The sequence below is a fragment of the Rhodopila sp. genome (assembly GCF_035548235.1).
GTDB lineage: Bacteria > Pseudomonadota > Alphaproteobacteria > Acetobacterales > Acetobacteraceae > Rhodopila.
Map to the genome: position 1 here is coordinate 22197 of NZ_DASZTJ010000068.1, position 10669 is coordinate 32865.

At 70.5% G+C, this 10669-nt stretch carries 10 protein-coding genes; 5 read left to right on the forward strand and 5 right to left on the reverse strand.

Translation table 11 applies throughout. The annotated features are described in order from the left end of the window. Positions 1–4 precede the first annotated feature (4 nt). The 5 genes from VHB27_RS05680 to VHB27_RS05700 are packed head-to-tail and all read right to left on the reverse strand — an operon-like array spanning position 5 to position 5618. Positions 5–1294: a TIGR03862 family flavoprotein gene (locus VHB27_RS05680; RefSeq protein ID WP_325598087.1), complete on the reverse strand. Its 1290-nt coding sequence runs from the start codon at positions 1292–1294 to the stop codon at positions 5–7. Further along, positions 1291–2235, reverse strand: coding sequence for a LysR family transcriptional regulator (locus tag VHB27_RS05685; RefSeq protein WP_325598089.1), 945 nt, complete (start codon positions 2233–2235; stop codon positions 1291–1293). Before VHB27_RS05685 ends, VHB27_RS05680 begins: the two co-directional genes overlap by 4 nt. A gap of 43 nt (positions 2236–2278) precedes the next feature. Further along, a complete protein-coding gene (locus tag VHB27_RS05690; protein WP_325598091.1) occupies positions 2279–3871 on the reverse strand; it encodes a flavin-containing monooxygenase in 1593 nt (530 codons plus the stop codon). Positions 3872–3909: 38 nt separating this feature from the next. Further along, positions 3910–4737, reverse strand: coding sequence for an alpha/beta hydrolase (locus tag VHB27_RS05695; RefSeq protein WP_325598093.1), 828 nt, complete (start codon positions 4735–4737; stop codon positions 3910–3912). Next, on the reverse strand, positions 4734–5618 hold the full coding sequence (locus tag VHB27_RS05700; protein WP_325598095.1) for a polysaccharide deacetylase family protein: 885 nt from the start codon (positions 5616–5618) through the stop codon (positions 4734–4736). Before VHB27_RS05700 ends, VHB27_RS05695 begins: the two co-directional genes overlap by 4 nt. Before the next feature lie 168 nt (positions 5619–5786). Between VHB27_RS05700 and VHB27_RS05705 the strand changes: the two genes are divergently transcribed. The 5 genes from VHB27_RS05705 to VHB27_RS05725 all read left to right on the forward strand — a co-directional run bounded on the left by VHB27_RS05705 (position 5787) and on the right by VHB27_RS05725 (position 10560). Then, positions 5787–6371, forward strand: coding sequence for a CvpA family protein (locus VHB27_RS05705; RefSeq protein ID WP_325598097.1), 585 nt, complete (start codon positions 5787–5789; stop codon positions 6369–6371). A gap of 12 nt (positions 6372–6383) precedes the next feature. Then, positions 6384–7868: an amidophosphoribosyltransferase gene (gene purF / locus VHB27_RS05710; RefSeq protein WP_325598099.1), complete on the forward strand. Its 1485-nt coding sequence runs from the start codon at positions 6384–6386 to the stop codon at positions 7866–7868. A 1-nt stretch (position 7869) separates the two neighbouring features. Then, on the forward strand, positions 7870–8583 hold the full coding sequence (locus VHB27_RS05715; RefSeq protein WP_325598101.1) for an SDR family NAD(P)-dependent oxidoreductase: 714 nt from the start codon (positions 7870–7872) through the stop codon (positions 8581–8583). A 294-nt stretch (positions 8584–8877) separates the two neighbouring features. After that, positions 8878–9900 (forward strand): TauD/TfdA dioxygenase family protein, encoded by a 1023-nt coding sequence (locus VHB27_RS05720; RefSeq protein ID WP_325598103.1) that lies wholly within the window; start codon positions 8878–8880, stop codon positions 9898–9900. A 156-nt stretch (positions 9901–10056) separates the two neighbouring features. Then, positions 10057–10560, forward strand: a complete 504-nt coding sequence (locus tag VHB27_RS05725; protein ID WP_325598105.1) for a DUF1203 domain-containing protein — start codon at positions 10057–10059, stop codon at positions 10558–10560. The last annotated feature ends 109 nt before the right edge of the window (positions 10561–10669 follow it).

The following is a 10669-nucleotide window of genomic DNA, read 5'->3' on the forward strand; positions in this document are numbered from 1 at the left end:
GCCATCATGGCCGCGTCCCGCCTTCCAGCCAGCGCAGCGCGCCGCGGGCCGCCGCGACGCCGGTGCTGAAGCAGGCCTGCAGCAGATAGCCGCCGGTCGGTGCCTCCCAGTCCAGCATCTCGCCCGCGGCGAAGACGCCGGGGCGGTCGCGCAGCATCAGCCCCTCGTCCAGCGCGTCCCAGCGCAGCCCGCCGGCCGAGGAGATCGCGCGGTCGATCGGAACGGTCCCGGTCAGGCGCAAAGGGAGCGCCTTGATCAGCCCCGCAAGGTCAAAGGACGGCGCGCCGGCGTGCAGCGCTTCCTGCACCAGCCCGATCGCCTCCGCCGACAGCCCGGCTTGCTTGCGCAACCGGTTGCTCAACGACTGGCCTCGCGCCGGCCCGCCCAGCCGTTCGGCCAGCGCCGCGCGACAAAGGTCGGGCCGCAGGTCGATCGCCAGCGTCGCGGATCCTTGGGTTTCGATCGCGTCCCGCAACGGCGCGGACAAAGCATAGACGGCGCCGCCCTCGATGCCGGTCGACGTCACCACCGCCTCCCCGCGCACGACCGTCCCGCCGAAGCGCAGCGCCAGCCGCTTCAGCGGCCGGCCGGCGAACCGGTCGCGAAACGGTGCGGACCAGGCGACGGCGAAGCCGCAATTGGCCGGCCGGAACGGCGTGACCAGCGGCGCCATCCATGGGGTCCAGGCGGCATCCGACCCAAGCCGAGGCCACGACGCCCCGCCCAGCGCGAGAACCGTCACATCCGGCCGTACGACCAAGGCCGGCGCGGCGCGACCCGCAACGACGCCATCCGCGTCACGGCCGGGAACGCCACCTCCGTCACGGCCAGGAACGGCGCGCCCGTCGCCACCCCCGACCTGGAACCGCAGCGCGTCCCCGTCCCAGCCCATCCAGCCGTGGCGGGGGCGCACGACCACCCCCCGTGCCGCCAGCCGGCCCAGCCAGGCGCGCAGCAAGGGCGAGGCCTTCATCGCCACCGGAAACACCCGTCCGCTGCTGCCCACGAAGGTCGGCTGACCGAGCCCCTCGCACCAGGCGACCAGCGCCTCGGGCGGGAACGCCTCGATCAGCGGCGCCAGCCGCCCCCGCGCCGCCCCGTAGCGTGCGAGGAGATCCGGCAAGGCCTCGGAGTGCGTCAGGTTCAGCCCGCTGCGTCCCGCCATCAGCAGCTTGCGCCCGACCGACGGCATCCGGTCGTACACGGTGACCGCGACCCCGGCGGCGGAGAGGAACTCGGCCGCGATCAACCCCGCCGGACCGCCGCCGACGACCGCGGCGGATCGTCGCGTCACGGCGCTGTCGCGAACAACCGGCCTTCTTCCTCACACTGCTTGGCATCGGGGACCGCGGCACGCACACGTTCGCGCAGCCACACATGCGCCGGGTCCAATTGCCGGCGCTGGTGCCAACTGGCGTACATCGTGAACACCGGCATTTCGAACGGCGGCGGGAACACGTCCATCTGCCCCTGCCCCTGGAACAGCAAGGCCACGCATTCCGGCAGCATCGCCACCATGTCGGTGCCGGCGATCATCGACGGCACCAGCAGGAAACTGGGCAGCGACGCCACCACCCGGCGCGTCCGCCCCAGCGCCGCGAGCATCTCGTCGGCGACGCCCAGGAAACCCCCGCCCTCGGGCGAAACGAGCACATGGTCCAGCGCGCAGAACGTCTCCAGGTTCAGCTCGCCGGTCCCGCGCGGATGGCCGCGCCGCTGCACGAACACCAGGTGCTCGTCGAACAGCTTGCGCGCGCGGGCGCCTTTCGGGGTCAGCCGTTCGGACGCGATCAGCAGGTCGACCTCCCCCGTCTCCAGCTCCTGCCACGCCCGCTGGGCGTCCAGGCGCAGCAGGGCCAGCCGGACATGCGGCGCCTCCGCCGCCAGCTTGGCCGGCAGCATCAGGGCGCGATGCACGAAATCCGAAGCGGCGATGCGGAACGTGTTCGTGGCGGTGGCGGGGTCGAACGGCACCTGCTCCACCACCAGGCCGCGCAGGCGTTCCAGCAGATCGTGCAACGGCGACTGCAACGACTCCGCACGGGCGGTGGGGACCATGCCCCGCGCGGTCGCGACCAGCAGCGGGTCGCCGAACATCTCCCGCAGCCGCGCCAGTTGCGCCGACAGCGCCGGCTGCGACAGCCCGAGGCGCATCGCCGCTCGGGAGACGTTGCGCTCCGCCAGCAATGCTTCGAGCGAGAGCAGCAGACTGAAATCGGCGCGAGATAAATCCATTTCCGTGATAGCTAACATAAGAAGGGGCGATGTCCGCAACCCGTCAGTCGTCCGGGATGCGGTTGCGGGGCGTCACACGATAAGCCTCGCCGATCGGCTGCCGCATCCGCAACCAGTAGCCCGCGGCAAAGCCCGGCCACAGCGTCGTGTTCCGGCCGGACCGGTCCAGGTACCAGCTCCGGCACCCCGACAGCCAGACCGTGCGGCGCATGCGGCGATCGAGCCAGGCCAGGAACCGCGCCTGCGCCTCCGGCCGCACGTCCAGGGCCCGGTGCCCGCCCAGGCGCCGCAGGCAGCGCAGGATGTGACCGATCTGCGCCTCCAGCATGAACACCACCGAATTGTGGCCCAGGCTGGTGTTCGGTCCGCCCAGCAGGAACAGGTTGGGGAAGCCGGCGACCGCGACGCCCAGCCGAGCGGCCATGCCGTCGCGCCAGGCGTCGGCGAGGGATTGGCCGGAGGGACCGATGATGCATACCCCGCTCAAGGGCTGGCTGGCGCGGAAGCCGGTCGCGAAGACCAGCACGTCGGCGGGGCGGGCCGATCCGTCGGCAGTGACGACGGAGGTGGGCGAGACCGAGGCGATCGGGTCGGTCACCACCGCAACGGTGGGCCGGTTCAACGCGGCGAGGAAGTCGTTCGACAGCAGGATCCGCTTGCAGCCGATCCGGTAGTCGGGCGTCACGGCCGTCCGCACGTCGCCGTTCGCCAGCTCCCGCTTGGCGAAGCTGCGCGCTCGGCGTTCCACCGCGGTCAGCAGCCAGGGCGCCCAGACGAAGCCGACGGCGCGCCAGTCATGGGCCAGGAACGTCCAGGCCCGCGCCAGCCGCCGCGCCGGTGCGCACCGCGCCATGACGGATCGTTTCAGCAGCCCGTTGACCGGGTCGCGCTTCGGCAGGATCCAGGGCGCGGTGCGCTGATAGACGGTGACGGACGCGGCCTGTTCGGCGATCCGGGGCACGAACTGCACCGCGCTCGCCCCCGATCCGATGACCGCGACCCGCTTGCCGCCAAGGTCCACGGCGTGGTCCCAGCACGCGGAGTGGAAGCGCGGACCGGCGAAGCTCTCCAGGTTCGGCAGGTCGGGGACGAACGGGGTGTGCAGTTGGCCGACGGACACCACCAGCGCGCGGGCGGCGGCCGCGGACCCGTCGGTCAGGGACAACTGCCAGAGTCCCGTCCCGGCATCGAAGCGCGCCGCGACCAGGCCAAGGCCCAGGCGCAGGTGGGACCGCACGCCGAAACGATCGACGCAGGCGCGGAGATAGGCCAGGATTTCCGGCTGGGTGGGATAGCGGCGCGACCACCGGCCGTTCGTCGCGAACGAAAACGAATAGAGCGATGCGGGGATGTCGCAGGCGCAGCCGGGATAGTGGTTGTCGCGCCAGGTGCCGCCGATGTCGTCCGCCTGCTCGAACACCAGGAAGTCGGTGCGGCCCTGCTGCTTCAGCCGGATGGCCATGCCGATCCCGCCGAAGCCGGCGCCGATGATGGCGACGCCCAAGGGGTTGGCCCCAGGGACAATGTTCGGGACAGTGTTCGGGACAGTGTCCGGGGCAGTGTCTGGGCCGGTGCCCGGGGCGATGTCCGGGGCAACCTCGGGGGCGGTATCCGTGGTCGCGAAATCGGGCGGCATGGGCGTCTCCTCGCGTGGTGGGCCCCACGCCCGCGGCCTCACCCCAGCAGCAGCGGAAGCTGCCGGGTCAGCACGCCCTCGGCATCGCGCAGTTCATGCACGATGGTGAAATGGTCCGCTCCTGCCACCGGGATCAGCGCGCCCGGCAGATGCTGCGACGCCCGCAGCGCGTGCAGGTCGCGGCTGTCGGAGACCAGCGGCGGCAGCTCCTTCGTCCCGTAGGCGATCGCCAGCGGCTTCGGCACCATCGGCTGGCGCATCGGCGACAGCGCGACGATCTCCGCCTCGGCCAGCCGCAGCTTGTCGTTCAGGTAGGTGTCGCGGATCGGCCCCAGCTCGAACACGCCGGAGATCGCCAGCCCGGCCTTGACCAGCGGATGGTCCAGGCACGCCGCCGTCAGGTGCCCGCCCGCCGACCAGCCGGACAGGACCACCGGTCCGTTGATCCCGTGCGCCGGCCCACGGTCCGCGAGCCAGTCGAGTGCGGCGTGGACCTCGGCCACGATCTGGGTCAGCGTCGCGTCCGGTGCCAGGGTGTAGCCCGGCAGCGCCGCCGCCCAGCCGTTGGCATGCGGCCCGGCGATCAGGTTGGCGAACTGCTCCTTGCTGTTGCGCTGCCAGTAGCCACCGTGGATGAACACGATGCACGGCGCGTCCGGGTCCGGCTGCGGGAACAGGTCCCAGGTGTTGCGCTCCCTGGGGCCGTAGCGCAGGTCCAGGTGCATCGGGTTGGCCACGCGGAACGCCGAGGACGCGACCTCCCGCGCCGCGCTCAGCACGGCGCTGTCGGCCACGGCGGCCGTGTTGTTGTAGGCCGCGTCCCGCTCCGCCTGCGACAGCAGGCCCCATTTCGCCATGAAGCTCATGCGGTGGCCTTCAGATACCAGTCCATGATCTGCCGTCCTTGCCAGAACATTGTGCCGGGCTGCCCGGCCATGTGCGCGAGCGCCTTCTCGAACCAGCCGATCCGATGCGGCACGCCGCTGATATAGGGATGCACCGCCAGGCCCATGACCTTCGCTCCCTGGCTTGCGGCCTCCTGGTACAGCCGGTCGAACTGGGCGACGGTGCGGTCGTACAGCTCCTCGGCGCGGTGGTGCTGGATCATCATGATCGGGATGTCGTTCAGCTCGACGCTGTACGGCATGGTCAGCATCGGGCCGTGCTGCGTGCGCAGCGTGGCCGGCAGGTCGTCGATGACGAAGTCGGCGCAGTAGCGGATGCCGGCCTCGGCCAGCAGGTCGGGAGTGTCCAGCGTCTCGGTCAGGCCGGGCGCCAGCCAGCCGACCGGGTCATGTCCGCCGGCCGCCCGCAGCGCGTCGATCGCCTCGCGGATCATGCGGCGCCGGTCGTCGACGTTGTGGGTCGCGGTCTGGTGGTAGCCGTGGACCATGAACTCCCACCCCGCGTCGCGGCAGGCCCGGGTGACGCGGGGATAGGCGGCGGGGACGGCGCCGTTGATCGCCAGCGTGGGCGCGATGCCGTGCGCGTCGAGCGCTGCCTTCACCCGCCAGAAGCCGACGCGCATCCCGTATTCGTGCCACGCCCAGTTCGGCACGTCCGGCACCACCGACGCCCCCTGCGGCGCGGTCAGCACCTGCCGCGGCATCGGGCGGTCGATGTCCCAGCGCTCGATATTGACCACCAGGAACACCGCGACCCGCTTGCCGTCGGGCAATGCGAGCCGGGGACGATCGATGGCGGCCTGGTAGTCCAGGCGCTGGAACGGGCGGGACGGGTCGGTCATCGTCCGATGATGACGGGCGGGGAACGCCGGTTCAAGCCACCTGCACGCCCCCTGCACACCACCATGGCGCATCAATGTCTTGGCGTTCGCCCTCCGGGAGTGGATAAGGCGACCGAACATGATGTGGCGGTGGCATGACTTGGGCGGTGGCATGACTTGGGCAGTGGCATGACTTGGGTCGATATCGCGGTGTTCGGGTTCGTGGCCCTGTCGGGCCTGCTCGCCTTCGGGCGCGGGCTGGTGCGGGAGGTTCTGGGCATCGCCGCCTGGCTGGGCGCGGGCGTGGTGGCGTTCGCCGAGATGCCGGCGGTGCGCGGCTGGGTGCAGTCCTGGGTGCCCTCGCCCGAGTGGATCGAGCCGGCCAGCTTCATCATCCTGTTCCTGATCGCGCTGGTCGTGTTCAGCATCGTGGCGAAGATCCTCGCCGGGTTCGTGCGCAACTCGGTCCTGGGCGGTCTTGACCGCACATTGGGGCTGGTATTCGGCCTTGTACGGGGTGCGTGCATCGTCATCATCGCCTATATCATCGCGCAGATGGTGATCCCGATCGACCGCTGGCCCGAACCCGTGCTGAACGCGCGCGTGCTGACGCCCACGTATGAAGCCGCCGCCTGGGTCCGCGACCAGTTGCCCCCGGATTACCGCCCGCACCGTCTCGATCCCCCGCCGCAAGGCCGGGAAACCACTGCCGAGGCCTTGTTCCACGCCGCCCCCGAAGGGCGCGCGACGGGCAAGCCCGAAGCGAGGGATTAGGAGTTGTCGATCATGTCCGCACCCGCCCGTCTCGGCCCGGACGATCTATTGGGCGAGGACGACAAGCTGCATGAGGAATGCGGCGTCTTCGGCGTCTGGGGCGTCCCCGATGCCGCCGCCGTCGTCGCGCTGGGGCTGCACGCGCTGCAGCACCGCGGGCAGGAGGCGACAGGCATCGTCAGCCTGGACGGCAACCGCTTCCACTCCCATCGCGGCCTGGGCCTGGTGGGCGACAATTTCGGCGAGGCGCGGGTCATCGAGAAGCTGCCCGGCCGCGTCGCCATCGGCCACAACCGGTACGCGACCACGGGCGATACGATCCTGCGCAACGTCCAGCCGCTATATGCCGATTTCGAGTTCGGCGGCTTCGCCGTGGCGCATAACGGCAACCTGACCAACGCCCATATCCTGCGCCGCGCGCTGGTCCGCCGCGGCTGCCTGTTCCAGTCGACGACCGACTCCGAGGTGTTCGTCCACCTGATCGCGATCAGCCTCTATTCCACCGTGGTGGACCGGCTGATCGACGCGCTGAAGCAGGTGATCGGCGCCTATTCGCTGGTGGCGCTGTCCAACCAGGCGCTGGTGGGCGTGCGCGACCCGCTGGGCGTGCGCCCGCTGATCCTGGGCCGCATCGGCAACGAGGCAACCGGCGGCTGGGTGCTGGCCAGCGAGACCTGCGCGCTCGACATCGTCGGCGCCCACTTCGTCCGCGACATCGAACCGGGGGAGATCGTCGTCATCGACGACAACGGGGTCGAGAGCATCAAGCCCTTCGGCCGCCGCCCGGAACGGTTCTGCGTCTTCGAATACATCTACTTCGCCCGTCCCGACTCGATCGTCGAAGGCACGCCCGTCTACGAAGCCCGCAAGCGCATCGGCGCGGAGCTGGCCGAGGAGGCGCCGGTGGAGGCCGACGTGATCGTTCCGGTCCCCGACTCGGGCGTGCCGGCCGCCATGGGCTACGCCGCCAAAAGCGGCATCCCGTTCGAGCTTGGGATCATCCGCAACCACTATGTCGGCCGCACCTTCATCGAACCGACCGACCATATCCGCCACCTGGGCGTGAAGCTGAAGCATTCCGCCAACCGCCCGATGCTGGAGGGCAAGCGCGTCATCCTGGTCGACGACTCGATCGTGCGCGGCACCACCAGCAAGAAGATCGTCGAGATGGTCCGCGCCGCCGGGGCGCGGGAAGTGCATATGCGGATCTCCTCCCCGCCGACGACGCATTCCTGCTTCTACGGCATCGACACCCCCGAACGCGGCCAACTCCTCGCCGCTCGGCATACCGTCGAGGAGATGGCGGCGCTGATCGGTGCCGACAGCCTGGCGTTCATCTCCATCGACGGGCTTTACCGCGCCCTGGGGCGCGAGGGGCGCGACCACATGGCGCCGCAGTTCTGCGACGCCTGTTTCACCGGCGACTATCCGATCAGCCTGCCGGACCTGGAAGACAACAGCGAACGGCAGTTGAGCCTGCTGACCGCGAGCAACTGAGATGGCGAAACCCCTGGACGGCGCGGTGGCGCTTGTCACCGGCGCCAGCCGCGGCATCGGCGCCGCGGCGGCGGTCGAACTCGGACGGCTGGGCGCGCAGGTCGTCATCACCGCCCGCACCCAAGGCGGGCTGGAGGAGACCGACGACGCCATCCGCGCCGCGGGCGGGCAGGCGACGATCCTGCCCCTGGACCTGCACGACGGCGAGCAGATCGACGCCATCGGCCCCAGCCTGTACCAGCGCTTCGGCCGGCTGGACGTGCTGGTCCACAATGCCGGCACGCTGGGCCGCCTGACTCCGGTCGGACATATCCTGCCAAAGGACTGGACCGACGTGGTGGCGGTCAATTTCGCCGCGTCCTGGCGGCTGATCCGCACCACCGAACCGCTGCTGCGCCAGGCCCCGGCCGGCCGAGCGGTGTTCGTGACGGAACGGCGGGCGAGCGAACCGCTGGCGTATTGGGGCGCGCTGGGCGCCACGAAGGCCGGGATGGAGCACCTGGTGCTGACCTGGGCGCAGGAGGTCGCGACGTTCCGCCTGCGCGTCAACCTGTTCGATCCCGGCATCGTCGCGACCCGCATGCGCGCCCAGGCCTTTCCCGGCGAGGACCGCACCACGCTGGCCAAGCCGGACGCCGTGGCCCCGGCCCTGGCGGCGCTATGCCTGCCGACCGAGACGCGGAACGGCGTCCGGGTCCGGTTCGGAGCAGGTTAGCTGCTTCGGCGGTGCATCGAGTTTAAAGGGAACGATCGCGTTTGTGGCTGACGCAACCTGCGTGCGTCAGGTACATTTTGGCGTCGCGTAAAGCGGATGCGCGATCAGCGTTGACGCTGAACCGCGGTCAAGTGCACCAAGATTGGCAGCGCCGGCAGACAACCGGTCTCGATAAACCCCCACCGCGGCGCGGATTGACGCTCGGGAAGAGCCGGTTACGATGTGCCGCCCAATGTCAATGGCCTTTCCGAGTCAGCACGACGGGCGACCACGAACCCAGCGCGAGGCCGGCGAGTGCCCACAGTCTTCTCCGTCCAATCCCCCCTGCCCCGTGCCCGGTTCGGCGGCTCCGTCACCCTGACCGCCGCCCCGCATGACGCCAAGGCCCTGATCGCCGCGGCCGAGGCCGACCCGGCGGCGCTGCCGGCGATCCTGGCCGAGGCGTCCGGCCTGCTGCTGCTCCCCGGCATGCAGGCCATGGCCGACGAGCCGGAGCTGCTGGTCCGCCTCAGCCGCCTGTTCGGGACCGAGGTCGAGGATTACCGACGGACCCTGACCCCGGCGAACATGGTGCATGCGACGGTGCCGGAGATCTTCGTCGTCGCCAACGCGCCGCCGGTCAGCCGGCCGCCGCCGAAACGGCCCGATCCGCCGTTCATGCCCGATGGCAGCCTGCCCGTGCAGTTCCCGCATCGCCGCGGCTGGCACACGGACCAGTCCTATCGCCGGCCGCCGCCCGATATCTCCCTGTTCCTCGCCGTCGTGCCGGTGCCGAAGGACCAGGGGCAGACCCTGTTCGCCGACGGCACCGCCGCCTATGCCGCGCTGCCGCCCGCCCTGCAGGTTCGGATCGAGACGCTGGAGGGGATCCATTGCGCCTCCAGCGCCAAGCGCAACTGGGACTCGGTGCGGGCCGGCATCGCGCCGGAGCCGTTGCAGCCGCACCAGCGCCCGCAGCGCCAGCCGCTGGTCCGCACGCATCCGGTCACCGGCCGCAAGGCGCTGTACCTGTGCGAGTTCGGCCAGATGGACTGGGTGGACGGTCCGATCGCCGGGATGTCGCCGGGCCCCGACGGCGAGGGCGGCAAGCTGCTGACGGAGCTGATGTCGCACATGACCCAGCCGCGCTTCGTCTATGTGCACGAATGGTCGGCGGGCGACCTTGTGATCTGGGACAACCGCTGCCTCGTCCACGCCGCCACCTGGTTCGACGTCGACACCCATGCACGGGTCATGTGGCGGACCACGGTCAGCGGCAATCCCGGCCCGCTCTATGCCGGGGAGCACAAGAGCTGGGTTCCCCAAGCGGCGGAATGACTGCGGCGGAATGACTGCGGCGGAATGACTGCGGCGGACTGACTGCGACTGGATGACTGCGGCGGAACAACCGGCCGCGGGATAGCCAGCGCAAGACCCGGAAGGCGCGGCGGCGGACGGGTCGGCAACATGGCCTCCGTTTCAACGGAGACCATCATGACCACGTTCACCTGCATCCCGATCCCGACCGAAACGGTGGAGCGCTTCCGCAGCACCGGCGTCGACGACAACGGCAACCCGGTCCGCCGCGTGGTCGCGCAGCCCGGCACCGGCGCGTCGTATCCCTGCCGCCACTGCCTGCGCCCCGGCCGCCCCGGCGAAACGATGCTGCTGGGATCGTACAACCTGCCTCGGCCCTTGGGCATCTACTGGACGCCCAGCCCGATCTTCGTGCACGCGGACGCCTGTGAGCGCGCCGATGCGCCGGGCGAGATCGCGGACATCGTCCTGCGCAACCCGTTGGTTTCGGTCAGGGCGTATGACGCGGCGGACCAGTGCCTGTACGACCTGGGGCATGTGGGGCCGGGCGAGGCCGTCGAGCAACCCCTGCTGCACGCCCTGTCCGACCCCCGAACCGCCTTCGTCAACATCCACACCGCGAAGCCGGGGTGCCTGCTGGTGCGGGTCTCCCGTCACGGTTCGGCTTCCGACGCCGTGTGAAAACGCGCCGGCCAACCGCGAAGGTCGGTGGATTGTCCACGCGTCACCTCCCCGCATCGGGGAGGCGGCGTCGCCTCCCCGCGTCGTGGCCCGGTCAAGCCGGGCCACG